A 24,850-nucleotide genomic window follows, 5' to 3' on the forward strand; every position below is an offset into this window, starting at 1 on the left:
CATTACTCCTGGTGTGATGATTTGTGTTCAAAACTGGGCATATTATGCCACGCACACGTTTGCGTAGCACGAAAATAAAAAGGGCTGGATTCACCAGCCCTCGTTTTTATTTGCTGAATGCCGCCTGGAAGACAGCGACCAGCGCATCGTTCTGCGACTGGGTCAGCGTGTGACCTTTTGGATCGATAAACTGCAGACTGCTGCGGTTATCAAGGTCACCGACCTGAATCTTGTAGTCACCGGAGGCAAGCTGAGGATCTTTCGCACCCAGCTCCTGCCACGCGCTGTCGGAGAGCGGCTTGTAGGTTGCCGTCATGCTGCCGGTTGAACGCGTGCTGTCGGTGACCTTCATGCCCACTTTTTCCAGGGTCGCTGGCAGACGCTGCCAGGTCTGGTTAAACGGTGCACGCACCACCAGCATTGGCAGACCGGTATCATCCGCACCGCTTTGCACATCGAAGGTCGCGCCATTGCGGCTCTGCGCGGCGTTGGCGGCATCGGTGGCAGTCTTATCGAGACCTGCGGCAATCACGTTCAGCATTTCGGTGCTGTAACGCTGCAGGGACGCGGCATCTGCAACCGGTTTACCCGCCTGCTCCAGGTTCAACAGCTTCACGTTAACCGCTTGCTGATACCCCTGTGGTTTGACGGAGACTTGATAGCGGCCGCGGTACTGCTGATCTTCATCCAGACGGTTCCATTCGATCCAGTCGGTGGTTAACGTCTGGCTGGCGTCATCGCGTTTATCGATGGTGTAGTTCTTCGACTGAATAACGCTGACAACCTGCGGCCACAGGGTGCTACCGCGCGCGCTCTCAACCATCAGAGACGCGGTATCACCGGTGAACTGGGTACGCGCCCCGCTCACCAGCGCCAGAGGCTGTGCTGGCGGACGAATATCAAGCGCTTTACCGACCAGGCCGCTGCCGTTGGTCACGGGGATATTATAATCGCCGTTCTGAATCGGCAGGATCATACCAGCCGGTGCGTGAAGTTCAGCAAGCGGGGTCGCATCCAGATAGGATTCATCACCGCTCACCTGGCGCTTGTAGCGCGAGTCTGAACTACAGGCAGCGAGCAGCATAACAAGCGAAACACTCGCAACCTTCGCCAGGCGCGACTTCTGTACTGAATAAGCCATCAAATCTCCCTAAACTTTACAGCAAACCGGCATGCTTCAGCGCTGCCCTGACGATATCACGACCGTGGTCGGTAATCGGTGTCATTGGCAGACGCAGCGTATCGGTTGCTACAAGCCCCAACTCCTTACACGCCCATTTCACGGGGATCGGATTGGGTTCGACAAATAATTTATTGTGCAGCGGCATCAGACGCTGATTAATGACACGCGCTTCATCAAAGTGACCGGCGGCGGCCAGTTTGCACATTTCAGCCATATCGCGCGCCGCAACGTTTGCCGTTACGGAGATCACGCCATGGCCACCGAGCTGCATAAAGTCCAGCGCGGTCGCATCATCACCGCTCAACAGGATAAAGTCGTCTGAAACCAGCTCTTTGATCTGATGAACGCGGCTTAAGTTCCCTGTCGCCTCTTTAATACCGATAATATTTTTTACTTCCGAGAGACGACCAACGGTTTCCGGCAGCATATCGCAGCCGGTACGGGACGGCACATTATACAGAATTTGTGGCAAGTCAGTATGTTCAGCGATGGCTTTGAAGTGCTGGAACAAACCTTCCTGGGTAGGACGGTTGTAATAAGGGGTCACCGTCAGACAGCCGACGATGCCGCTGTCGTTAAAACGTTTAGTCAGGCTGATCGCTTCTGCGGTTGCATTTGCCCCTGTCCCCGCGATGACCGGAATACGTCCGTCAGCCAGTTCGAGGGTCAGCATAACCACATCACCGTGCTCATCGTGGCTCAGCGTTGCAGATTCACCGGTAGTCCCTACCGAAACGATCGCCGAGGTTCCATTGGCGACATGGTAATCAATCAGCTTCTTCATGCTAGACCGGCAGACGTTACCTTTTTCATCCATCGGTGTTACAAGCGCGACAATACTTCCCGTGAACATGAGCCATCCTCTGTGCGAACAAGAGTCTCAATGGTACGTTTGGAACTGTAATAAAAGCAAGCGACCTGAGGCCCTCAGGCGGTTGTATGCATGTTTTTTTTATGCTTTCCTTAGGAAGACTTAACCATGCAAAGGAAGAACAGGTTTGACAACCTCATCACAACATTACCTGGTTATCACTGCGCTGGGTGCCGACAGGCCGGGTATCGTGAACACCATCACGCGTCACGTGAGCAGCTGCGGCTGTAATATCGAAGACAGCCGTCTGGCGATGCTGGGCGAAGAGTTCACGTTTATTATGCTGCTGTCCGGAACATGGAATGCCATTACGCTTATCGAATCCACCCTGCCGCTGAAAGGCGCGGAGCTGGATTTGCTCATCGTGATGAAACGTACCACCGCGCGCCCACGTCCGGCCATGCCCGCTACCGTCTGGGTGCAGGTTGAAGTCCCTGATTCCCCCCATCTGATCGAGCGCTTTACCGCGCTGTTTGACAGCCATCAGATGAACATCGCCGAGCTCGTTTCCCGCACACAGCCGGGCGACGAGAACACCGTACCCACGCTCTTTATTCAGATTACCGCACACAGCCCTGCTTCACAGGATGCGTCAAATATCGAGCAAGCGTTCAAAGCCCTCTGTACAGAATTAAACGCGCAGGGCAGTATAAGCGTCGTAAATTATTCGCAGCACGAACAGGATGGAGTTGAGTAATGAATCCACTGAAAGCCGGTGACATCGCACCGAAATTTAGCTTACCGGATCAAGACGGCGAGCAAGTAAATTTGACCGACTTCCAGGGACAGCGTGTTCTGGTCTATTTCTACCCGAAAGCCATGACCCCCGGCTGCACCGTACAGGCCTGCGGCTTACGCGACAACATGGACGAGTTGAAAAAAGCCGGCGTGGAAGTGCTGGGTATCAGCACGGATAAACCCGAAAAGCTGTCACGATTTGCTGAAAAAGAGCTGCTGAACTTCACGCTGCTTTCTGATGAAGATCATCAGGTGTGCGAACAGTTCGGCATCTGGGGCGAGAAGACGTTTATGGGTAAAACCTACGACGGCATTCACCGCATCAGCTTCCTGATCGACGCTGACGGTAAAATTGAACACGTGTTTGACGACTTCAAAACCAGCAACCACCACGATGTAGTGTTGAACTGGCTGAAACAAAGTGCCTGAAAGTGAGTGTCGGGTGGCGGCTTCGCCTTACCCGACCTTCTCCCTCTCCCTGTGGGAGAGGGTCGGGGTGAGGGCATCAGGCCGCACAAAATCTACTTCTCCTCCACCGCTGGCACATCCGGCCACGCGTGCACCACCGCTTTAATCAGCGTCGCCAGCGGAATGGCAAAGAACACGCCCCAGAATCCCCACAGCCCGCCGAAAATCACCACCGACAGAATAATCACCAGCGGATGCAGGTTCACCGCTTCGGAGAACAGCACCGGTACCAGCAGGTTACCGTCCAGCCCCTGAATAATCAGGTACACCGCGAAGCAGCTCCAGAACTCAGTTCCCAGGCCAAACTGGAACAGCGCGACGCCAACCACCGGAATGGTCACCACAAACGCGCCGATGTACGGAATCAGAACCGACAGCCCCACCAGCACCGCCAGCAGCAGCGAGTAGTTCAGACCGAAGATCAGGAAGCCAATCCAGGTGGCGACCCCCACGACGATCATCTCCAGCACCTTGCCGCGAATGTAGTTGGTGATCTGCTGGTTCATCTCTTCCCAGACCTGCCCCGCCAGACCGCGATTGCGCGGCAGAATACGCCGAACGGCGTTGAGCATCTGGTCTTTATCTTTTACCAGGAAGAAGACCATCAGCGGCACGAGCACGAGATAGACCGCCAGGGTAAGCAGCCCCACCAGCGACGCCAGAGAGTACTTCACCACCGAATCACCCATAGTCATGATGCGGGCGCGCATATTTTCCGCCATCGCGTCGATGATCCCGGCATCCATCAGGGCCGGGTAACGGCGCGGCAGCGTGGCGGCGAAATCAGAAAGCTTATTCAGCATGCCGGGCATATCGCGGATCAGGTAGATCCCCTGCTGCCAGGCTACCGGCATCACCACGAAGGCCATTAACAGCAGGATACCGACAAACAGCACCAGGACGATGCTGGCCGCCCAGCGACGGGAACAGCCAATATGTTCCAGACGCGCCGTTGGCCACTCCAGCAGGTAGGCCAGCACAATCGCCACCAGCAGGGGGGCGAGCAGACCGCTGAAGAAGAACAGAATACCGAACCCGGCAACCAGAATAACCAGCAAAGCAATGGCCTCCGGGTCGCTGAACCGGCGCCGGTACCACTGCATTAACATTTCGAGCATACAACCCTTCCCTGAATCGAATGGCGGGAGTGAGACGGTGAATTGTATCTAACTGTCACAAAAAAGACTTTCGCTTTTTGTATCCCGGTCACAATCCGCAAAAGCATGATGAATGGGATTTTCTTCATGCAGCAACACGGCTACACTCGCTGGGCAGCAGAGATGAACGATATGCCGCTTCATCGGTCAAATTAGCACATCCAATATACAGGACAGTGGTTATGTTCAGGCAGTTGAGAAAAACACTGGTAGCAACACTGATTGCCGCAGTGACGGTCGGTCAGGTATTACCCGCTTTTGCTGACTCGTCCGATTCATTGCCGGACATGGGCACCACAGCAGGAAGCACGCTCTCGATTGGGCAAGAGATGCAAATGGGCGATTACTATGTTCGTCAGCTGCGCGGCAGCGCTCCGCTGATTAACGACCCTTTGCTGGTACAGTACATCAACGGGCTGGGGATGCGTCTGGTGGCGCACGCCGACTCGGTAAAAACGCCGTTCCACTTCTATTTGATTAATAATGACGAAATCAACGCCTTCGCCTTCTTTGGCGGTAACGTGGTGCTGCATTCGGCGTTATTCCGTTACTCAGACAACGAAAGCCAGCTGGCCTCGGTGATGGCGCACGAAATTTCGCACGTCACGCAGCGCCACCTGGCGCGTGCGATGGAAGACCAGAAGCGTAACGCACCGCTCACCTGGGTGGGCGCACTGGGCTCTATTCTGCTGGCAATGGCCAGCCCGCAGGCCGGGATGGCAGCCTTAACCGGTACGCTGGCCGGTACGCGTCAGGGGATGATCAGCTTTACCCAGCAAAACGAGCAGGAAGCGGACCGCATCGGCATCCAGGTGCTGCAGCGCTCGGGCTTCGACCCGCAGGCCATGCCGAGCTTCCTGGAAAAACTGCTCGATCAGGCCCGTTATTCTTCCCGCCCACCGGAAATTCTGCTTACGCACCCGTTACCAGAAAGCCGTCTGTCAGATGCGCGTAACCGTGCCAACCAGATGCGTCCGGTGGTGGTCCAGTCTTCGCAGGATTTCTACATGGCGAAAGTGAGAACGCTGGGGATGTACAATTCCGGACGTAACCAGCTCACCAGCGACCTGCTGGATGCCCTGGCGAAAGGTAACGTGCGTGAGAAAAACGCCGCGCAGTATGGCCAGGCGCTGCAGGCGATGGAAGCCAGTAAATACGACGAGGCGCGTAAAGCGTTGCAGCCGCTTCTGGCCGCCGACCCGAATAACCCGTGGTATCTCGATTTGTCCACGGATATCGATCTGGGGCAGAAGAAACCTGCCGATGCGATTAACCGCCTGAAAGGGGCGAAAGACGTTCGTACCAACCCGGTACTGCAGCTTAACCTGGCGAACGCTTACTTACAGGGCGGCCAGCCTGGGGAAGCGGCGACCATTCTGAACCGCTACACCTTTAATAATAAAGACGATCAAAACGGCTGGGACCTGCTTGCACAGGCTGAAGCCCAGTTAGGCAACCGCGATCAGGAGCTGGCGGCGCGCGCCGAAGGCTTTGCCCTGGTGGGGCGCCTCGATCAGGCGATTTCCACGCTCAGCAGCGCCAGCGCGCAGGTCAAACTCGGCAGCCTCCAGCAGGCCCGTTACGACGCGCGTATCGATCAGCTGCGCGGCCTGCAGCAGCGCTTTAAGCCGTACGAGAAGATGTAATAAAGGAGAATGTACGTCATGACAGACGCCGTAAAAATCTATCACAACCCTCGCTGCTCCAAGAGCCGCGATACCCTGAGCCTGCTGAAATCTAACGGCGTTGAGCCTGAGGTGGTGCTGTATCTCGACACCCCGCCTGATGCCCAAACCCTCCGTCAGCTGCTACACATGCTGGGGATGGGCAGTGCACGAGAGCTGATGCGCCAGAAAGAAGATCTGTATAAGTCGCTTAACCTGGACGACAGCCGTCTCACCGAAGCCGAGCTGGTTCAGGCCATGGTTGAAAATCCAAAGCTGATTGAGCGACCGATTGTGGTGGCCAACGGCCAGGCACGCATTGGTCGCCCGCCGGAAGACGTGCTCGAGATCCTCTAATCGTTACGCCGCATCGCTTCCAGAAAGGCCTGCGGCGTGCTTTCACCTAACGTCTTCTGCGCTTTTCCCCGGTTGTAACTCTCACACAGTTGAATCAACAGCTCCCCGACAGGCGTCGTTTTCACCTGCGGAATAATGTCCTGCAAGGGTACCGCGACCTGCACCGCCCGGGAGACCCGGGGATGCTCGTTGATGGCAATTTCACTGTCCGGCAGGGTGACCTCAAAACCAAAAGTATCAACAGATTGTACAGGGGCCGGACAGGCCTCAAGCAGCGCCTGCGTCCATCGCGTCAACAGCTGCGGCGATAACCCCGCATAGAGCCGCGCATAGCACCAGCCGCTCACTGGCTCCCGCGCCCACAGCAGATGCTGCTCCCCACCGTCGTCCATATGAAGCGATAACGGCAAATGATGCAGCATCAGTTGCTGAGGCACGACACCGGCCTTCAGCGCTTTTTTACCGCGCAGCGGCGCACGCTTCGGTTTGGTGCCAGCGGGTTTGAGATAGCGATTCAGCGTTGCCCGGGACACGCGGATCCCCAGTACGTTATTAACCAGAAGCAGCAGTTCATCCAGCGGCGCGTTCAGGATATCGCGCAGCGCATTCACCAGAACAGCCTGCTCTTGTCTCATCGCTTTGTGTATCAATTTTGGCGTTGTCTGCTTATCTGAAACCTGCTCACGGTTGCGCCAGCGCCTGACGGTGGTGATGGAGATCCCCAGCTCAGTCGCCAGCTCTCGGTCGCTCTTATCGGACTGCTGGAGATAACGACGAATACGTGGCGTGGTGGTGGCATTAGCATGCAGTTTAATTTCCATCGCAACAATTCCATTAACTAATCATATGAGATTTATATAGCACACGCGGTTGCTTTGTGACCGATTTCACCTTTCGCCCGCCACGCTTCACTGATAATCCACAGACATAACATAAACCGCACCACTCAATCTTGTACGGAGTTCACAATGAACAATGTTCTGGGATTTCTTGAAGCAAAGCTGATGCCGCTGGCAGCCAAAACGGCACAGCAGCGTCACCTCGGGGCCATTCGCGGCGCCTACGTGTCGTTCATGCCGTTTATCATTGTCGGTTCGATTCTGCTGGTGATCTCGTCATTTCCGAATCAAACCTATCAGCAGTTTATGTCTCAGGCCTTTGGTGAGAGCTGGAGCGCCATCATCGAAATTCCGTTCAACGCGGTGTTCTCCACCATGTCGCTGTTTATCAGCTTCCTGGTGGCGTTCCGCCTGGCCGAACACTACGGCGAAGACCGCATCTCCTGCGGCATCCTGGCGCTGGTAGCGTTTCTGATCCTGACGCCGTTTATCAAAGTGGCGGAGAACGGCGGGATTACCGTGATGCCGGTGGAGTGGATTGGCAGTAAAGGACTGTTCGTGGCGATGATTGGCTCGCTGCTGTGGACGGAGCTGTTCTGCTGGCTGAAGCGCAAAAATCTGGTCATCAAAATGCCGGACGGCGTGCCGCCTGCGGTACAGGAGTCGTTCGCTGCGCTGATCCCGGCGCTGCTGGTGATGATCCTGGTGCTGGTTATCCGCATCGTCTTTGAGAACACCCATTACAACACGATCCATCAGTTTATTTATGAGGTTGTGGCCACGCCGGTACGCCACTACGGCACCTCTTACTTTGGCGCGCTGATGACGGTATTCAGCATTACCATTCTGTGGTCAGTGGGCATTAACTCCGGCTCGATGATTAACGGCATTATTCGTCCCCTGTGGATGGAGAACCAGACTGATAACATCGCCGCCATTCAGGCTGGCACCACGCCGCCGCACATCATTACTGAACAGTTTTTTGACATGATCTGGATGGGTGGCGCAGGGGCTACGCTGTCGCTGGTGATTGCGATGCTGATTTTCGCCCGCAGCAAAAACATGCGTGAAGTCGCCCGCCTGGGCGCGGGGGCGTCGGTGTTTAACATCAACGAACCGATTCTGTTTGGTCTGCCGGTAATCATGAACCCGATCATGCTTATCCCCTTCAATCTTGTGCCGCTGGTGCTGGTGAGCGTGCAGTACGCGGCGATGAAAATTGGCGCGGTCGCCGTAACCACCGGGGTGTTTATCCCATGGACGCTGCCGCCGGTGATCAGCGGTTTTATCGTCACCGGGCACCTCAGCGGCAGCGTGATGCAGCTTATCAATCTGCTGATTGGCGCCATGCTGTATCTGCCTTTCATGCGCATTGTGGACAAGCAGTACCGCGCGGCGGAAGTGGCGACCGTTACGCAAACCGACACGACACTTGCAAAACAGGAGTAAAGCATGTGGGGAATTATCGCCACCTGGCGAATGGCGCTTGAAGGCGTCACAGAGTCTGCCTCTGCGCTGGCTGCGGGAAAACCGGTCTCTGCGGCAGTGGTGGATGCCGTTGCCGCCGTCGAAGATTTTCCGTTTTATAAATCCGTCGGCTACGGTGGGTTACCTACTGAAAACGGCGAGGTTGAGCTGGACGCGGCGTACATGGACGGCGACACGCTGGCGTTTGGTGCCGTGGGTAATCTTGTGGATATCGCCAACCCGGTGCGCGTGGCGCAGGCGCTCAGCCGTCAGCGGTATAACAGCCTTTTGGTCGGCCAGGGGGCGCGCGAATGGGCCCTGAGCCAGGGCTTTGCGGACAAAACCATGCTCACCGACCGCGCCATGCAGCATTACCGCAAGCGCTGCCGGGAGACGCTGGATAAAGGCCTAAGCCCGTACGACGGCCACGACACCGTCGGGATTATCGGCCTCGACAAACAGGGCTCCATGAGCGTCGCCACCTCCACCAGCGGCCTGTTTATGAAAAAACGCGGTCGACTCGGCGATTCGCCGATTATCGGCTCCGGCTTTTACTGTGACAGCGAAACCGGCGCCGCCACCGCCACAGGCGTGGGGGAAGATCTGATGAAAGGCTGTACCAGCTACGAAATTGTTCGCCGCATGGCCCAGGGCATGACGCCCCAGCAGGCGGCGGATTCAGTGGTGTTTGAACTGGAAGACAAGCTGATGTCGCGCTTTGGCCGCGCGGGAGATCTCTCCGTGGTGTGCATGAATAATAAAGGCGAGTTCGGCGCGGCGACCAATATCAAAACCTTCTCGTTTGTGGTCGCCACCGCCCGCCAGCCGCTGACCGTATTTCGCGCCGAGCGCCGGCAGGAAAAGACGTATTATCAGGCCGTGGATGAAGCATGGATGCAGGCCTACGCGGCGCGGATCCGCGCGCCGATTGAGGAGGAATAATGATTACCTGGCAACTGACAACCACCCTTTCCAACACCAGACTACACGGTCACCTCATCGCCCGGACCGCCTGTCCATTACTGCCGGACACCCCGCTTATCGCGGAAATGCGCGGGCAGGACGGGGTTGCCGATACCCGTTTTGGCTGCGCCCCTTTTGCACGGATCACGCTGGTACCGGATGCGCTCTGGCAGGACAGCCTCACTGAAGGATTACTGACGGCACTGCGCCCCCTGCTGGCCTCCCCTGTCAGCCCTGATGTGATCATCGACGTCACCCATATCGACGACGTTGTGCTGGTGCAGGTGCTGCGCTTTCTCTTCAACCAGGCGCACCGTCTTAGCGACCTGCAGTTGAAGCGCCCCGACGTTACGCCAGCGCGTATGCACCACGTTACCGCTCTTTGCCTGCCGGAACAGCAGGACAAGCTGGAAGCTATCTTCCGTCAGCAACAGGCCATCAGCCGGGGTATGGTCTTTGCGCGTCGTCTGGCGGATATCCCTTCCGATCGCTGTACGCCACAGTTTGTGGTCGAAGAGGCGAAAAAATTGGCCGCCGACGTCCCTGCCCTGCGGTGTGAGGTGCTGGATGAAAAGCAGATCGTTGCGCAGGGTCTGGGGCTACTTCATGCCGTCGGTAAAGGCGCTTCCTGTCCGCCGCGGCTGCTGGCCATTCACTATGAGGGTGTTTCTGACGGTCCGGTGCGTTGCTACGTAGGTAAAGGCATTACCTTCGACACCGGTGGTCTGTGGCTGAAGGAAGGCGCCGGCATGTACACCATGAAGTACGACATGTGCGGGGCGGCCAACGTACTGGGCCTGATGCTTGCCGTCGCAGAACTTGGTCTTCCCGTTCGCATCATGGGCGTGCTGGCGCTGGCGGAAAACGCGATAGGTCCGGACGCCATGCAGCCCGGCACGGTCGCGCGGGCCTGCAACGGCACAACGGTTGAAATCAACAACACCGATGCCGAAGGTCGACTGGTGCTGGCAGACGCGATTGCCTGGGCCAGCCTGCGCCATCCCCGGGCGCGCTATATTATTGATATGGCGACGCTAACGGGTGCGGTGGTCAAAGCGCTGGGGTATGAGCTGAGCGGGTTAATGACGCAGGATGAACCGCTGCGCAAGGCGCTGACGCAGGCGGGGAAACAGAGCGGCGACGAAGTGTGGTCCCTGCCGCTGGACGCGCGGCTGAAAAAGCAGACCGACAGCGCCATCGCCGATCTGTGCAACACCCCGAGCAACAATGCGGCAATCAGCGCCTCGGCGGCATGGCTGCTGCATCACTTCTGCCCGCCGACGATCCCGTGGGCGCATCTGGATATTAGCGGTACGGCGCTGTGGCGTGAAAACGGACGGAGCGTGGCGTCAGGGAGGCCGATCCCGCTGCTGGTGGAGCATTTATTGCGGGATAGTGCCTGAATGTTTTGCCGGGCGGCGGCTGCGCCTTACCCGGCCTACATATCGTGGCGGATTTTCGTAGGCCCGGTAAGCGCAGCGCCACCGGGCAACAAAACTCAAAGCTTCAGAATATCTTTCACAAACGGAATGGTCAGCTTGCGCTGGGCGGTGATGGACGCGCGATCGAGCTGATCGAGTGTATCAAACAGCGTGCGCATCTCCCGATCCAGACGCTTAAGCAGGAAACGACCCACGTCCTCCGGCAGCTCAAAGCCACGCTGCTTTGCGCGCAGCTGTAACGCCTGCAGTTTGTCTTCATCGGACAGTGGCTGGAGCTTATAGATTTGCCCCCAGTCCAGACGCGATGCCAAATCCGGCAGCCCCAGATTAAGCTGGCGCGGCGGACGATCGCCGGTGATCAAGAGCCGGGTTTTGCCCGATTCCAGAATGCGGTTATAGAGGTTAAAGATCGCCATTTCCCACGGCTCATCCCCCGCCACGCATTCGATATTATCAATGCAGACCAGGGAGAGGTGTTCCATTCCCTCCAGCACGTCAGGCACAAACCAGGTACGCTTATCCAGCGGCACATAGCCTACCGCATCACCCCGCGCGGAAAGCTCCGCACAGGCGGCATGCAACAGGTGGCTGCGCCCCGCGCCTTCGCGTGACCAGATATAGATGTATCCGCTGTGATCCTGGCGCAGCACGTTTTGCAGTGCAGCCAGTAAAGAGGGGTTATCACCCGGCCAGAAACTCGCGAAAGTTTCGTCGTCAGGGAGATAGAGTGGCAGAGAGAGCTGTGCCGGTCCGTTCAGAAGTACCTCAACCAGATCTTACATAAAATCGGCATGGAGTTTAACACGGAACCTGCCAGGAGAGAACCGGGCGATCCTTCGCCCGATTATACACGTCATCCTTCAAGCTGCCTCTGCGTTGGCTGCATCTGCTCACCCCAGTCACTTACTTGAGTAAGCTCCTGGGGATTCTCAGATTTGCCGCCTTGATGCAGCTTGAATGATTTTGTGTATATAAGATCAATGTGACGCTTTTTCGCTTTCGTCGGCGTCCAGCACCACCTCTTCCGGGCGGATCACGGAGATCAGCTTGAAAATCAGGCTCAGGCCCACGCCAACGATGGTCGCCAGCGCCATCCCCTTCAGCTCGGCCGCGCCGATGTGTACCTTCGCACCGCTCACGCCGATGATCAGGATAACGGAGGTCAGGATCAGGTTCTGCGCTTTGCTGTAATCCACTTTAGACTCAATCAGCACGCGAATACCGGATGCGCCGATCACGCCGTACAGCAGCAGAGAGACACCGCCCATCACCGGCACCGGGATGATCTGGATCGCCGCCGCCAGTTTACCGACGCAGGAAAGCAGAATGGCAATGATCGCCGCGCCGCCGATAACCCAGGTACTGTAAACGCGGGTGATCGCCATGACGCCAATATTCTCACCGTAGGTGGTGTTTGGTGTGGAGCCAAAGAACCCGGAGATAATGGTCGAGAAGCCGTTGGCAAACATAGAACGGTGCAGACCCGGGTCGCGGATCAAATCGCGCTTGACGATGTTCGCCGTCACCACCAGGTGACCAACGTGTTCAGCGATGACCACCAGCGCGGCAGGCAGAATGGTGAAGATAGCAAACCATTCGAAGCGTGGCGTGTAGAAGGTTGGCAGGGCGAACCAGTGCGCCTGAGCGATTGGCGTGGTATCAACAACGCCCATCACGAAGGAGAGTGCATAGCCCGCCAGAACGCCGATCAGGATCGGGATAATCGCCATAAAACCGCGGAACAGCACGGAGCCAAACACCGTTACGCCCAGGGTCACCAGCGAGATGATGATGGTTTTGGAATCCGGTGACTGGCCGTCAGCAGGCAGCAGACCGGCCATATTGGCCGCCACGCCCGCAAGCTCGAGACCGATAACGGCAACGATGGCACCCATTGCCGCAGGCGGGAACATCACGTCCAGCCAGCCGGTACCGGCTTTCTTCACAATGAAAGAGACCAGGCAGAACAGCACGCCACACATGATAAACCCGCCCAGCGCCACTTCATAACCCAGCGGCAGCAGCAGCAACACCGGCGAGATAAAGGCAAAGCTCGAACCCAGATACGCCGGGATTTTGCCTTTACAGATAAAGAGGTACAGCAGCGTACCAATACCGTTGAATAGCAGCACGGTAGCCGGGTTAATGTGAAACAGGATTGGCACCAGCACGGTTGCGCCAAACATGGCGAACAGGTGCTGCAAACTAAGCGGGATTGTCTGTAAAAGCGGCGGTCTTTCACTCACCCCGATAGCACGGCGCGTCATAGTGTTTTCCTCTGAGATGGTTAGTTATGTGTGTTTTATTCAAAAAAAAGCCGACTATCAAAGTCGGCTTCGTTATCGTTATTCGATTATTTCGTACCAAAGATCTTATCGCCGGCATCGCCCAGCCCCGGGATGATGTACCCGTGCTCGTTCAGCCCCTGATCGACAGACGCGGTATACAGCTCCACATCCGGGTGCGCCTTTTCCAGCGCCGAGATCCCTTCCGGTGCAGCAACCAGCACCAGCACTTTAATGCTGCTGCAGCCTGCTTTTTTCAGCAGGTCGATAGTGGCGATCATTGAACCGCCGGTCGCCAGCATTGGGTCAACCACCAGCGCCATACGCTCGTCGATGTTAGACACCAGCTTCTGGAAGTAAGGTACCGGCTCCAGCGTCTCTTCATTACGGTAGATACCCACCACGCTGATACGCGCGCTCGGTACGTGCTCCAGCACGCCCTCCATCATGCCGAGACCGGCACGCAGGATTGGCACTACGGTAATTTTCTTACCTTTGATCTGCTCAACCTGCACCGGGCCGTTCCAGCCTTCGATGGTCACTTTTTCGGTTTCCAGGTCAGAGGTCGCTTCGTAGGTCAGCAGGCTACCCACTTCAGATGCCAGTTCGCGAAAACGCTTCGTGCTGATGTCATGCTCACGCATCAGGCCCAACTTGTGTTTAACGAGTGGGTGTTTCACTTCCACAATCTTCATTCTCTTTCTCCTCTGAGGTGGCATCCGCAAAAAAATCGCGGGATTATACCGCTTTTTTCAGATTAGGCCATACCCATCTTGCTTGACAGGGATCAAGCGAAGACAAAAAAACCGGAGAGGTGTCTCCGGCTTATGTGCGAGGTTCTGCGGTGGCGCTACGTGTAGTGTAGGTCGGGTAAGCGTTAGCGCCACCCGACAATTACAGGTTATCGCCGTTACTGGCAATCACCTGCTTATACCAGTCGAACGACTTCTTCTTACTGCGGTTCAACGTGCCGTTACCTTCATTGTCTTTATCGACAAAGATAAAACCGTAGCGTTTTTTCATTTCGCCCGTACCGGCAGAAACGAGGTCGATACAGCCCCACGGGGTATAGCCCATCAGGTCTACGCCATCTTCCACCACCGCTTTTTTCATCTCACGGATGTGGGCGGCGAGATAGTCAATGCGGTACTGATCATTCACCGTGCCGTCGCGCTCCTGCACGTCGATGGCGCCAAAGCCATTTTCAACGATGAACAGCGGCAGCTGGTAGTGATCCCAGAACCAGTTCAGGGAGTAGCGCAGACCCACCGGGTCAATCTGCCAGCCCCAGTCCGATTTCTGCACGTACGGGTTGGAGACCAGGCTCTTGCTCTCGTCGTAATCCAGTTCCGGGTTGTCCGCCGTCGCTTTGGTGGCGAAAGACATGTAATAGCTGAAGCCGATGTAATCCACGCAGCCCTGGGTCAGCGCCGCTTTATCTTCCTCGGTAATATCCAGCGCGAAACCGCGACGCTCGAAGTAGTTAAGTAGATGCTGCGGATACTTACCGCGCACATGGACGTCGGTGAACCAGTAACGACGGTGCATGGCGTTCATCGCCATCATCATATCGTCGGGCGAGCAGGTCAGCGGATAGATAGGACACATGGCAATCATGCAGCCGATCTGCAGCGACGGGTTAATCTCGCGTCCCGCCTTCACCGCCAGGGCGCTGGCCACTAGCTCATAGTGGGCCGCCTGGAACATCACCGGCTCCCGGTCCTCCCCCGGCGCATACTTCAGCCCGGAGTTGGTGAACGGCGCAAAATCTTCGTGGAAGTTAGCCTGGTTGTTTATCTCGTTGAAGGTCATCCAGTACTTCACTTTATGCTGATAGCGCTGGAATACGACGGTTGCGAAGCGAACGAAGAAGTCTATCAGCTTACGGTTGCGCCATCCGCCGTATTCCGTGACCAGATGGAAAGGCATCTCAAAGTGAGACAGCGTGATAACCGGTTCAATGCCGTATTTCAGACACTCATCGAACAGATCGTCATAGAACTTCAGGCCCGCCTCGTTAGGCTCCCGCTCGTCCCCTTTCGGGAAGATACGCGTCCAGGCGATAGAGGTACGGAAGCATTTGAACCCCATCTCGGCAAAGAGTTTGATGTCTTCCTTATAACGATGGTAAAAATCGATGGCTTCGTGGTTCGGGTAGTTTTTCCCTGGCAGCACGCCGTTGGTGATTTCACGCGGTACGCCGTGGGCGCCGGCGGTCATGACGTCGGCGACGCTCACCCCTTTACCGCCCTCTTTCCAGCCGCCTTCCAGCTGGTGCGCGGCCACCGCGCCGCCCCACAGAAAACCTGCTTTAAATCCTGACATACTCTTTCCCTCATTCGATGTTGCGGATTGCTGACGGATACTGCTGTCTGAAATGGTAAACCGCGCCAATTAACCCGGCGCGGTTGCCGTGGCTGACAACATCGGCGATATCCGCGATGCCAAACCATGTGAGATGGGTGCGAAGCAGACCCATAAAACCGGGTCGCTCCGCGATACCGCCGCCAATGAAAATGGTCTGCGGATCGAACACATTCGCCAGGTTGTAGAGCCCTGTCGCAATGCCGTTAAGAAAATCATCCACCAGGCGGCGGCATACTACGTCGCCTGCGTCATAACCATCAAAGATGGCTTCGCCGGTCACCTCATCAAGCGCCAGCCCGTGAAAGTCGGCGTAGCGCTTGCGCAGAGTGCGTAACGTGCAGTTTTCATTCATGGAGTGGCGGGCAATGCGCCTTGAGTCCGCCCTTTCCGTAAGCATGTAGCCGAACTCCCCGGCGCGAAAACGCGCCCCGTGAACCAGCCTGCCGTTGCAGAAAATGGCCCCGCCAATCCCGGTACCGATGGTCAGCACCAGGAAATTGTCGATCCCCGTCGCCTTCCCCTGCCAGCGTTCCGCCAGCAGCACGCAGTTGGCGTCATTTTCTACGGTCACCGGTAAACCCGTCTGCGCCTCAAGCCAGGCCTGCAACGCGAACTGGTCAAAGCGGCGGATTGCCCCTCCCATCTCGATAAACCCGGTATGCGGGTTAACATACCCCGGCGCGCTGATGGCGATCCCGTCAAGTGCGCGATGCGCCGTCACCCAGCTCAGCATGTGCGAAAGGATGGCCTCGCCGTCGCTGTTCTTAATGGCGGCCTTATCCGTTTGCAGAAGCTCTCCCTGCGCTGTCGCGATGCCCATTTTTAATGCGGTGCCACCAATATCGAATGCGGCGATGCTCATGACTTCATCCCTCCTGAATGAAACTGAAACCGGTTTCAGTTCATGATGTTCAATCCGCAAACCGCTGGCAAGCAGATCGCCGAAACCGGTTTCATTTTCGTGAACGGAGTCAAGTTTGCGCGCCGCCAGAGGGGGAATAGAAAAAAAAATCCTCTCGCCGAGAATAGGCTCGCAAACGTTTGCCTGGACTGTTAGAATTGCGCCGATTTTTCTTACTAGCTATGCAATCGCGTGGGGACTTGAGCCGTGACCAACAAAACTTCTCTCAGCTACAAAGATGCCGGTGTTGATATTGACGCAGGTAATGCGCTGGTTGACCGAATCAAAGGTGTGGTGAAAAAAACCCGCCGCCCGGAAGTGATGGGGGGTCTGGGTGGATTCGGCGCACTGTGCGCGCTGCCGCAAAAATATCGTGAACCTGTTCTGGTCTCGGGTACTGACGGTGTAGGCACAAAACTGCGCCTGGCGATGGATTTAAAACGTCACGACACAATCGGTATCGATCTGGTCGCGATGTGTGTAAACGACCTGGTGGTTCAGGGTGCTGAGCCGCTGTTCTTCCTCGATTATTACGCGACCGGCAAACTGGACGTGGATACCGCAGCCAGCGTCATTAACGGTATCGCCGAAGGGTGTCTGCAGTCTGGGTGTGCGCTGGTCGGCGGTGAGACCGCTGAAATGCCGGGCATGTATCACGGCGAAGATTATGACGTCGCAGGCTTCTGCGTCGGCGTGGTAGAAAAATCAGAAATTATCGACGGCAGCAAAGTAGCCGATGGCGATGTGCTGATCGCGCTGGCCTCCAGCGGCCCGCACTCTAACGGCTACTCCCTGGTGCGCAAAATTCTTGAGGTGAGCGGTTGCGACCCACAGACCACCGAGCTTGAAGGTAAACCACTGGCCGATCATCTGCTGGCCCCGACCCGCATCTACGTGAAAAACGTGCTGGAGCTTATCGAGAACGTTGACGTGCACGCCATTGCCCACCTGACGGGCGGCGGCTTCTGGGAAAACATTCCTCGCGTACTGCCGGACAACACGCAGGCGGTGATCGACGAATCCTCATGGCAGTGGCCGGCCGTCTTTAACTGGCTGCAGACCGCAGGTAACGTGAGCTCTCACGAAATGTATCGCACCTTTAACTGCGGCGTCGGTATGGTGATCGCCCTGCCAGCCAGTGAAGCGGATAAAGCGGTTAAGCTGCTGACAGAGAAAGGTGAAAACGCGTGGAAAATCGGTACGATTAAAGCTTCCGATTCCGAACAGCGTGTGGTCATTGAATGAAAAACATCGTGGTGCTCATTTCCGGCAACGGAAGCAATTTGCAGGCGATAATTGACGCCTGCAAACAGAAGAAAATCAACGGCACCATTCGGGCAGTCTTCAGCAACAAGGCCGATGCATTCGGCCTTGAGCGCGCCCGGGAAGCAAACATTCCCGCGCACGCGCTGGAAGCCAGCCAGTTTGCCGGTCGTGAAGCGTTTGACCGCGAACTGGTGCAGGAGATTGATGCCTACGCCCCTGACGTCGTGGTGCTGGCAGGATACATGCGTATTCTGAGCCCGGCCTTTGTCGCGCACTACGCCGGACGTTTGCTGAATATTCACCCTTCGCTTCTGCCGAAATATCCCGGCCTGCACACCCATCGCCAGGTTCTGGAAAACGGCGATGAAGAGCACGGTACCTCGGTGCATTTCGTGACCGACGAACTGGACGGCGGCCCGGTGATCCTGCAGGCCAAAGTCCCGGTCTTTGACGGCGACAGTGAAGAAGACGTGACCGAACGGGTACAGACCCAGGAGCATGCCATTTACCCGCTGGTGGTGAGCTGGTTTGTCGACGGGCGTCTCGAAATGCGCGACGGCGCGGCATGGCTGGATGGCGTGAAGTTACCTCCGCAGGGCTATGCGGCCGAAGAGTAATTTGTTATGTCGGGTGGCGCTGCGCTTACCCGATATCCCCCTCTCCAACCTTCTAAAATCCTCAACAAAAAAAATAACTGTCATACTTTTCTGGCACTGTTGGACATATCGTGGAAATGCTCGCCATAATAAGGACGAGACGGATTTACCACGTCCTGTGATTGAACTGGAGTGTGAGCTGTAATGGGTCAGGAAAAGTTATATATCGAGAAAGAGCTAAGCTGGTTAGCATTTAACGAACGTGTCCTCCAGGAAGCGGCTGACAAAAGTAACCCGCTGATCGAGCGCATGCGTTTTTTGGGCATTTATTCCAACAACCTGGATGAGTTCTACAAGGTTCGCTTTGCCGAGCTGAAAAGACGCATCATCATCAGCGAAGAACAGGGCTTAAACTCTCACTCGCGTCATCTGTTGGGCAAAATCCAGTCCCGCGTGTTGAAAGCCGATCAGGAATTTGACGGCCTGTATAACGAACTGCTGCTGGAGATGGCACGCAATCAAATCTTCCTGATTAACGAACGTCAGCTTTCCGTTAACCAACAAAACTGGCTGCGCCACTACTTCAAGCAATATCTGCGCCAGCACATTACCCCGATTCTGATCAACCGCGAAACCGATCTGGTGCAGTTCCTGAAAGATGACTACACCTACCTGGCGGTGGAAATTATTCGCGGTGAATCCATCCGATACGCGCTGCTGGAGATCCCGTCCGATAAGGTGCCGCGCTTTGTGAACCTGCCGCCGGAAACCCCGCGCAGACGCAAGCCGATGATCCTGCTGGATAACATCCTGCGCTACTGTCTGGATGACATCTTTAAAGGCTTCTTTGATTACGACGCGTTAAACGCCTACTCGATGAAGATGACCCGTGACGCCGAATATGACCTGGTGCACGAGATGGAAGCCAGCCTGATGGAGCTGATGTCCTCCAGCCTCAAGCAGCGCCTGACGGCGGAGCCGGTGCGCTTTGTTTATCAGCGCGATATGCCGGACGCGATGGTGGAAATGCTGCGCGAGAAACTGACCATTTCGCGCTATGACTCCATCGTGCCGGGTGGCCGTTACCACAACTTTAAAGACTTTATTGGCTTCCCGAACGTCGGCAAGGCCAATCTGGTAAACAAACCGCTGCCGCGCCTGCGCCATCTGTGGTTTGATAAATTCCGCAACGGTTTCGACGCCATCCGCGAACGCGACGTCCTGCTCTACTATCCGTATCACACGTTTGAACACGTGCTGGAGCTGCTGCGTCAGGCCTCCTTCGACCCGAGCGTGCTGGCGATCAAAATCAACATCTACCGCGTGGCCAAAGATTCCCGCATTATCGATGCGATGATCCACGCCGCGCACAACGGTAAAAAAGTTACCGTGGTGGTGGAGCTGCAGGCGCGCTTCGATGAAGAGGCGAACATTCACTGGGCGCGCCGGTTGACGGAAGCGGGCGTACACGTCATCTTCTCCGCGCCGGGGCTGAAAATTCACGCCAAGCTGTTCCTCATCTCCCGCAAAGAGGGTGACGACGTGGTGCGCTATGCCCACATCGGTACCGGGAACTTTAACGAGAAAACCGCGCGAATTTATACCGACTACTCGCTGCTGACCGCCGATGCGCGCATCACCAACGAGGTGCGTCGGGTGTTCAACTTTATTGAGAACCCGTACCGCCCGGTGAGCTTCGACTATCTGCTGGTATCCCCACAGAACTCGCGCCGTCTGCTGTACGATATGATCGATAAAGAGATCGCCAATGCTCAGAAAGGGCTGTCGTCCGGCATCACCCTGAAGCTCAACAACCTGGTCGACAAAGGTCTGGTAGACCGCCTGTATGCGGCGTCCAGCTCCGGCGTGCCGGTTAATCTGCTGATCCGCGGCATGTGCTCGCTGATCCCGGAACTGGAAGGTATCAGCGACAATATTCGGGTGATCAGTATTGTTGACCGCTACCTGGAACACGATCGGGTCTATATTTTTGATAATGCGGGTGATAAGCAGGTCTATCTCTCTTCTGCAGACTGGATGACGCGCAATATTGACTACCGAATTGAAGTCGCGGCACCGCTGCTGGATCCGCGTCTGAAGCAGCAGATCCTCGACATTATCGAGATTCTGTTCAGCGATACCGTGAAAGCACGCTATATCGACAAAGAACTGAGTAACCGCTACGTGCCGCGCGGCAACCGCCGTAAAGTGCGGTCGCAACTGGCGATTTACGACTATATCAAATCACTCGAGCAACCCGATTAACCTATGCCGATAAATGATAAGACCCCACGCCCGCAGGAATTCGCCGCGGTCGATCTAGGCTCTAACAGTTTCCACATGGTCATCGCCCGTGAGGTGGATGGCGCGCTGCAGATCATCGGTCGTCTGAAGCAGCGCGTACACCTGGCGGATGGCCTTGATGAACGCAGCATGCTTAGCGAAGAGGCGATGGAGCGCGGCTTAAACTGCCTGTCGCTGTTCGCTGAACGTCTGCAGGGCTTTTCGCCCTCCAGCGTGTGCATCGTGGGCACCCATACCCTGCGTCAGGCCCTGAACGCGCCAGAGTTCCTCAAACGGGCGGAGAAAGTGATCCCCTATCCGATTGAGATCATCTCCGGTAACGAAGAGGCGCGCCTGATTTTTATGGGCGTTGAGCACACCCAGCCGGAAAAAGGGCGCAAGCTGGTTATCGATATCGGCGGCGGCTCTACAGAGCTTGTGATCGGCGAAGACTTTGAGCCGCGTCTGGTGGAAAGCCGCCGGATGGGCTGCGTCAGCTTCGCGCAGATGTACTTCCCGGGCGGCACCATCACCCGTGAGAACTTCCAGCGGGCGCGGATGGCGGCCGTCCAGAAACTGGAAAACCTGGCCTGGCAGTACCGGATCCAGGGCTGGAACGTGGCGCTGGGCGCATCAGGCACCATCAAAGCGGCGCATGAAGTGCTGCTGGCGATGGGTGAAAAAGACGGGTTTATCACCCCCGAGCGCCTGACGCTGCTGACCGAAGAAGTGCTGAAACATAAAAGTTTTGACGCCTTAAGCCTGCCGGGGCTTTCCGACGAGCGTAAAGCGGTGTTCGTACCGGGTCTGGCTATTCTCTGCGGCGTGTTCGATGCGCTGGCCATCAAGGAGCTGCGTCTCTCCGACGGCGCGCTGCGTGAAGGCGTGCTCTACGAGATGGAAGGCCGCTTCCGCCACCAGGATATTCGCAGCCGCACCGCGCAAAGCCTGGCAAACCAGTACAACATCGACCGCGACCAGGCGAAGCGCGTGCTGGAAACCACCGTACAGATGTACGAACAATGGCAGGAGCAGAATCCTAAACTTGCGCATCCGCAGCTCGCCGCCCTGCTGAAATGGGCCGCGATGCTGCACGAAGTGGGACTGAACATCAACCACAGCGGCATGCACCGCCATTCGGCCTACATTTTGCAAAACAGCGATCTGCCGGGCTTCAACCAGGAGCAGCAGACCATGATGGCGACCCTGGTGCGCTATCACCGTAAAGCCATCAAGCTCGACGATCTACCGCGCTTCACGCTGTTCAAGAAGAAGCAGTTCCTGCCGCTGATTCAGCTGCTGCGCCTGGGCGTGCTGCTTAATAACCAGCGTCAGGCCACCACCACCCCGCCCACGCTGAAGCTGAAAACCGACGACCATCACTGGACGCTATGCTTCCCGCACGACTGGTTTAGCCAGAACGCGCTGGTCCTGCTGGACCTGGAAAAAGAGCAGCAGTACTGGGAAGCGGTCACCGGCTGGCTGCTCAAGATCGAAGAAGAGAGCGCCGACGTCGCGGCATAACGGCTCAGGCGTCCGCTACGGACGCCTCTGCCTCCAGCAGCGAGGCAAGCGCCACCGGCCTGCCAATCAGATACCCCTGCACATAATCGATACCCAGCGCGTGAACCGCGCTGCGTATCTCTTCGGTCTCGACGTACTCAGCCACCACCAGCATTTTCTTCATGCGCGCCAGATGGCAGATTGAGGCCACTATCTGGTAATCCAGGCTGTTATTGACGATGTTGCGAATAAAGCTGCCGTCAATCTTGAGAATATCGGCATCCACGCTTTTCAGCCGCGCGTAGCTGGCATAGCCGGTGCCAAAATCATCAATCGCAATGCGTACCCCCATTTTCTGCAGCTGCTGGAGGATGTGTTGTGCCTGCTCCCCGTTGCCGAAGGTACTGCACTCCGTCACCTCAAAAATCAGCTGCCACGGCTCAATGGCGTATTTCGCCAGCAGGCGGCTCACCTCAAGCGGGAACTGCACCCGACAAACGGTTGAAGGGGCCAGATTAATGGCAAAACGATGACCGGGCAGTTGTTCGCGGTGTTCTGCCAGAAAGCGCAGGGTGTGGTCCAGCACCCACAAATCCACCCGCGAGGAGAGACCAAACTCCTGCGCGACGGGCAGGAATTGATCGGGGGAGAGCAATAGCCCGTCTACGTCCGGCATCCGCAGCAGGATTTCGTGATAGCGATCGCCCCGCAGACCGCGAACGGGCTGCGCCAGCAGGGTAAAAGCGTTGTGATCGAGCGCCTTTTGCAGGCGACTCATCATCGCGACTTTATCCTTCAGGCTGCGCTGAAGATGGACAGCGCCGCGCTGCTGAAGATTTTCCGGATGGTTGGAGGAGAGCGACAGATCGGCAACCACCCCCAGCTCGCCCAGTACCAGATAAAGATGAGTAACCGGGGAGCGGACATAGCAGTAGCTCACGCCAACCTGCGGCTGCAGCGGCATGCCATCCCAGACAAAGCGGAACTGTTTGATATGCTCGTCGAGGGTATCAATGCGCTGCTGGTGTGATTCTGCGTTAAGCCGTACAGCCAGGTCGCAGCCAGTCAGGTGATATACCTGCTCATTCGGCTGAAGCGTGCCGTTAATCCACTGCGCCAGCTGCTGTTTGTACAAAATACGCAGCAGCACACCGTAATTTCGGCCCAGAATTTCCAGCTCCGGAATGCGCAGCAGGCAGAGCGCCGACCACGGGTTCTTCGCCAGATCGCGCGACAGCGCCCGCAGGTTAGGCATATGTACGACCGGGTCGAGCAGCGCCAGCCTGCGGGTGCGTTTATTCACCGCACGCTGACGAGTCGCCAGCATCGACATATAAATCACCACAAACGAGAAGACCAGGTAACTGGAAGAGGTGATCGCAAGCTGGATGTCATACCCCGCGTTCACCGGGATATAGTGGTAAAAATAGTGAATAGACACCAGCAGCACCGGTGTCCAGATTAGCGATATCAGCTTATAGCCAAAACGCATCGCCCCCCAGAGCATCACCGGCATCAGCAACGACAGGGTGTAGTTGGTGGTGAAAATGGAGCTGTTTTCATTCATCGGGAGCAACAGCAGCGAAAGCAACCCGCCAAGCGTAATCGCCCACAGCAAAAACTCAACGAGCGTCACCTTTTTGTCTATCTGAAGACGGATCTGCGAGTTAAAACGGGTGAGATAGCGCGGATGACGAATCAGGCGGATCAACAGATAGCTCAACGGCACGCCTGTCAGCCCGCTGACCAGCAGCGCCTGATAGTTAATGAGCGTGCGAATATTGAGAGGGTTGAGCCCCGCCAGGCTCTGACGACTCTCATACACGCCCAGATAGACCGCAAACTGAAACAACACCAGAAACAGCGTTGCAGGACAGAAGACCTGCCAGAACAGGCGCTGCGGTATCAGCCGGATATCGCCGTACCCCGTCATATTGCGTCTGGGGGCAAAAACGCGATAACCGCCCCAGCTCAGCACGAGAGGGACAATAAAATGCAGCACACCGGCGACGGTTTCAAACAGCCCGACCGCGTCGTAATAGCGGATAAACAGCGATAACACAATTCCAGGCACGGCGGCAAAGCCAAAGAAGAGCATTAATGCGAGCAGAAAAGAGAGCGGCAAATAATAGAGCGCCACAATACCGTCGCCCAGCTGCGTCAGGGTATTGGCTGCACTCAGCACGGGCAGCAAAACCACTGGCAAAATAAGCGGCAGCGCCCACCTGCGGTCTTTATTGCGTTTCAGGAAAGCGAGAATGTTCATAGATGCCCGGTTTAACCCCTTTCAGTCCCTGGGGAACATAAAGACAGGCATCCGACCTGACGTACGCGCCGCCCGGCAACGTGCAGGGCGAACAGTGTGGAGGAAGGATTTTAAATACCAGGCTTGAGAATCCGTTGACCTAAATCAAACTAATTTACGCAAATAACGTTTTGCGGCGCTTTCTTGAAATAATTTTCCTCGCGTTATCAAGATGGTAAATGCATTAATAAATTT

21 protein-coding genes are annotated in these 24,850 nt (G+C 56.4%); 11 read left to right on the top strand and 10 right to left on the bottom strand.

Going from position 1 to position 24,850, the window contains the following annotated elements; translation table 11 throughout:
• Positions 1-106: 106 nt before the first annotated feature.
• On the bottom strand, positions 107-1,141 hold the full coding sequence (bamC, locus tag C5687_RS02385; RefSeq protein WP_033146169.1) for an outer membrane protein assembly factor BamC: 1,035 nt from the start codon (positions 1,139-1,141) through the stop codon (positions 107-109).
• A 16-nt stretch (positions 1,142-1,157) separates the two neighbouring features.
• Positions 1,158-2,036, bottom strand: a complete 879-nt coding sequence (gene dapA, locus C5687_RS02390; protein ID WP_008501633.1) for a 4-hydroxy-tetrahydrodipicolinate synthase — start codon at positions 2,034-2,036, stop codon at positions 1,158-1,160.
• 145 nt (positions 2,037-2,181) lie between these two features.
• Here dapA and C5687_RS02395 point away from each other — a divergent pair, with 145 nt between their 5' ends.
• Together C5687_RS02395 and bcp are read left to right on the top strand one after the other, a co-directional pair.
• Positions 2,182-2,751, top strand: a complete 570-nt coding sequence (locus tag C5687_RS02395) for a glycine cleavage system transcriptional repressor (RefSeq protein ID WP_025758958.1) — start codon at positions 2,182-2,184, stop codon at positions 2,749-2,751.
• Positions 2,751-3,221 carry a thioredoxin-dependent thiol peroxidase gene (bcp, locus tag C5687_RS02400; RefSeq protein WP_025758956.1) on the top strand — a complete coding sequence of 157 codons (471 nt, stop codon included), beginning with the start codon at positions 2,751-2,753 and terminating at the stop codon, positions 3,219-3,221. Before C5687_RS02395 ends, bcp begins: the two co-directional genes overlap by 1 nt.
• 92 nt (positions 3,222-3,313) lie before the next feature.
• On the opposite strand, the gene C5687_RS02405 is transcribed toward bcp, so the two are convergent.
• Positions 3,314-4,378, bottom strand: a complete 1,065-nt coding sequence (locus C5687_RS02405) for an AI-2E family transporter (RefSeq protein ID WP_045284556.1) — start codon at positions 4,376-4,378, stop codon at positions 3,314-3,316.
• Positions 4,379-4,599: 221 nt separating this feature from the next.
• Here C5687_RS02405 and bepA point away from each other — a divergent pair, with 221 nt between their 5' ends.
• Complete coding sequence (gene bepA, locus C5687_RS02410; protein WP_045284557.1) at positions 4,600-6,063, top strand: beta-barrel assembly-enhancing protease; 1,464 nt, start codon at positions 4,600-4,602, stop codon at positions 6,061-6,063.
• A gap of 18 nt (positions 6,064-6,081) precedes the next feature.
• Positions 6,082-6,438 carry an arsenate reductase (glutaredoxin) gene (gene arsC / locus C5687_RS02415; protein WP_045284558.1) on the top strand — a complete coding sequence of 119 codons (357 nt, stop codon included), beginning with the start codon at positions 6,082-6,084 and terminating at the stop codon, positions 6,436-6,438.
• On the opposite strand, the gene C5687_RS02420 is transcribed toward arsC, so the two are convergent.
• A complete protein-coding gene (locus tag C5687_RS02420; RefSeq protein ID WP_104556341.1) occupies positions 6,435-7,259 on the bottom strand; it encodes a hypothetical protein in 825 nt (274 codons plus the stop codon). The genes arsC and C5687_RS02420 overlap by 4 nt on opposite strands.
• Before the next feature lie 147 nt (positions 7,260-7,406).
• Between C5687_RS02420 and celB the strand changes: the two genes are divergently transcribed.
• The 3 genes from celB to C5687_RS02435 are packed head-to-tail and all read left to right on the top strand — an operon-like array spanning position 7,407 to position 11,110.
• Positions 7,407-8,726, top strand: coding sequence for a PTS cellobiose transporter subunit IIC (celB, locus tag C5687_RS02425; RefSeq protein ID WP_025758948.1), 1,320 nt, complete (start codon positions 7,407-7,409; stop codon positions 8,724-8,726).
• A gap of 3 nt (positions 8,727-8,729) precedes the next feature.
• On the top strand, positions 8,730-9,686 hold the full coding sequence (locus C5687_RS02430; protein ID WP_104556342.1) for a glycosylasparaginase: 957 nt from the start codon (positions 8,730-8,732) through the stop codon (positions 9,684-9,686).
• Positions 9,686-11,110, top strand: a complete 1,425-nt coding sequence (locus tag C5687_RS02435) for a leucyl aminopeptidase family protein (RefSeq protein ID WP_104556343.1) — start codon at positions 9,686-9,688, stop codon at positions 11,108-11,110. The genes C5687_RS02430 and C5687_RS02435 overlap by 1 nt, the downstream gene beginning before the upstream one ends.
• Positions 11,111-11,205: 95 nt before the next feature.
• Here C5687_RS02435 and C5687_RS02440 read toward each other — a convergent pair whose 3' ends face one another.
• The 5 genes from C5687_RS02440 to bglK all read right to left on the bottom strand — a co-directional run bounded on the left by C5687_RS02440 (position 11,206) and on the right by bglK (position 16,663).
• A complete protein-coding gene (locus C5687_RS02440) occupies positions 11,206-11,907 on the bottom strand; it encodes a DnaA inactivator Hda (protein WP_216821201.1) in 702 nt (233 codons plus the stop codon).
• Between the two features lie 219 nt (positions 11,908-12,126).
• Positions 12,127-13,416: a uracil permease gene (gene uraA, locus C5687_RS02450; RefSeq protein ID WP_013098238.1), complete on the bottom strand. Its 1,290-nt coding sequence runs from the start codon at positions 13,414-13,416 to the stop codon at positions 12,127-12,129.
• An 86-nt stretch (positions 13,417-13,502) separates the two neighbouring features.
• Positions 13,503-14,129 (bottom strand): uracil phosphoribosyltransferase, encoded by a 627-nt coding sequence (upp, locus tag C5687_RS02455; protein ID WP_104556344.1) that lies wholly within the window; start codon positions 14,127-14,129, stop codon positions 13,503-13,505.
• A gap of 199 nt (positions 14,130-14,328) precedes the next feature.
• Positions 14,329-15,759, bottom strand: a complete 1,431-nt coding sequence (locus tag C5687_RS02460) for a 6-phospho-beta-glucosidase (RefSeq protein ID WP_104556345.1) — start codon at positions 15,757-15,759, stop codon at positions 14,329-14,331.
• Between the two features lie 10 nt (positions 15,760-15,769).
• Positions 15,770-16,663 carry a beta-glucoside kinase BglK gene (bglK, locus tag C5687_RS02465; protein WP_104556346.1) on the bottom strand — a complete coding sequence of 298 codons (894 nt, stop codon included), beginning with the start codon at positions 16,661-16,663 and terminating at the stop codon, positions 15,770-15,772.
• A gap of 246 nt (positions 16,664-16,909) precedes the next feature.
• On the opposite strand from bglK, the gene purM reads away from it, so the two are divergent.
• From purM to ppx, 4 genes are all read left to right on the top strand, one after another.
• Positions 16,910-17,947, top strand: a complete 1,038-nt coding sequence (gene purM, locus C5687_RS02470; RefSeq protein ID WP_025758936.1) for a phosphoribosylformylglycinamidine cyclo-ligase — start codon at positions 16,910-16,912, stop codon at positions 17,945-17,947.
• Positions 17,944-18,585, top strand: coding sequence for a phosphoribosylglycinamide formyltransferase (purN, locus tag C5687_RS02475; protein ID WP_032675307.1), 642 nt, complete (start codon positions 17,944-17,946; stop codon positions 18,583-18,585). Before purM ends, purN begins: the two co-directional genes overlap by 4 nt.
• 183 nt (positions 18,586-18,768) lie before the next feature.
• On the top strand, positions 18,769-20,829 hold the full coding sequence (gene ppk1 / locus C5687_RS02480; protein ID WP_025758934.1) for a polyphosphate kinase 1: 2,061 nt from the start codon (positions 18,769-18,771) through the stop codon (positions 20,827-20,829).
• 3 nt (positions 20,830-20,832) lie between these two features.
• The gene (gene ppx, locus C5687_RS02485; RefSeq protein WP_025758933.1) at positions 20,833-22,371 is read left to right on the top strand and encodes an exopolyphosphatase; all 1,539 of its coding nucleotides are present in this window, start codon (positions 20,833-20,835) and stop codon (positions 22,369-22,371) included.
• Between the two features lie 4 nt (positions 22,372-22,375).
• On the opposite strand, the gene C5687_RS02490 is transcribed toward ppx, so the two are convergent.
• The gene (locus tag C5687_RS02490; protein WP_104556347.1) at positions 22,376-24,616 is read right to left on the bottom strand and encodes an EAL domain-containing protein; all 2,241 of its coding nucleotides are present in this window, start codon (positions 24,614-24,616) and stop codon (positions 22,376-22,378) included.
• Positions 24,617-24,850: the final 234 nt, after the last annotated feature.

It is taken from the genome of Enterobacter sichuanensis (genome assembly GCF_002939185.1).
GTDB lineage: Bacteria > Pseudomonadota > Gammaproteobacteria > Enterobacterales > Enterobacteriaceae > Enterobacter > Enterobacter sichuanensis.

Excerpts from the sequence above, each read along its gene's own strand:
- bamC (WP_033146169.1), bottom strand. The coding sequence starts at position 1,141 with ATGGCTTATTCAGTACAGAAGTCGCGCCTGGCGAAGGTTGCGAGTGTT.
- dapA (WP_008501633.1), bottom strand. The coding sequence starts at position 2,036 with ATGTTCACGGGAAGTATTGTCGCGCTTGTAACACCGATGGATGAAAAA.
- bcp (WP_025758956.1), top strand. The coding sequence starts at position 2,751 with ATGAATCCACTGAAAGCCGGTGACATCGCACCGAAATTTAGCTTACCG.
- C5687_RS02405 (WP_045284556.1), bottom strand. The coding sequence starts at position 4,378 with ATGCTCGAAATGTTAATGCAGTGGTACCGGCGCCGGTTCAGCGACCCG.
- bepA (WP_045284557.1), top strand. The coding sequence starts at position 4,600 with ATGTTCAGGCAGTTGAGAAAAACACTGGTAGCAACACTGATTGCCGCA.
- arsC (WP_045284558.1), top strand. The coding sequence starts at position 6,082 with ATGACAGACGCCGTAAAAATCTATCACAACCCTCGCTGCTCCAAGAGC.
- C5687_RS02420 (WP_104556341.1), bottom strand. The coding sequence starts at position 7,259 with ATGGAAATTAAACTGCATGCTAATGCCACCACCACGCCACGTATTCGT.
- celB (WP_025758948.1), top strand. The coding sequence starts at position 7,407 with ATGAACAATGTTCTGGGATTTCTTGAAGCAAAGCTGATGCCGCTGGCA.
- C5687_RS02430 (WP_104556342.1), top strand. The coding sequence starts at position 8,730 with ATGTGGGGAATTATCGCCACCTGGCGAATGGCGCTTGAAGGCGTCACA.
- C5687_RS02435 (WP_104556343.1), top strand. The coding sequence starts at position 9,686 with ATGATTACCTGGCAACTGACAACCACCCTTTCCAACACCAGACTACAC.
- uraA (WP_013098238.1), bottom strand. The coding sequence starts at position 13,416 with ATGACGCGCCGTGCTATCGGGGTGAGTGAAAGACCGCCGCTTTTACAG.
- upp (WP_104556344.1), bottom strand. The coding sequence starts at position 14,129 with ATGAAGATTGTGGAAGTGAAACACCCACTCGTTAAACACAAGTTGGGC.
- C5687_RS02460 (WP_104556345.1), bottom strand. The coding sequence starts at position 15,759 with ATGTCAGGATTTAAAGCAGGTTTTCTGTGGGGCGGCGCGGTGGCCGCG.
- bglK (WP_104556346.1), bottom strand. The coding sequence starts at position 16,663 with ATGAGCATCGCCGCATTCGATATTGGTGGCACCGCATTAAAAATGGGC.
- purN (WP_032675307.1), top strand. The coding sequence starts at position 17,944 with ATGAAAAACATCGTGGTGCTCATTTCCGGCAACGGAAGCAATTTGCAG.
- ppk1 (WP_025758934.1), top strand. The coding sequence starts at position 18,769 with ATGGGTCAGGAAAAGTTATATATCGAGAAAGAGCTAAGCTGGTTAGCA.
- ppx (WP_025758933.1), top strand. The coding sequence starts at position 20,833 with ATGCCGATAAATGATAAGACCCCACGCCCGCAGGAATTCGCCGCGGTC.
- C5687_RS02490 (WP_104556347.1), bottom strand. The coding sequence starts at position 24,616 with ATGAACATTCTCGCTTTCCTGAAACGCAATAAAGACCGCAGGTGGGCG.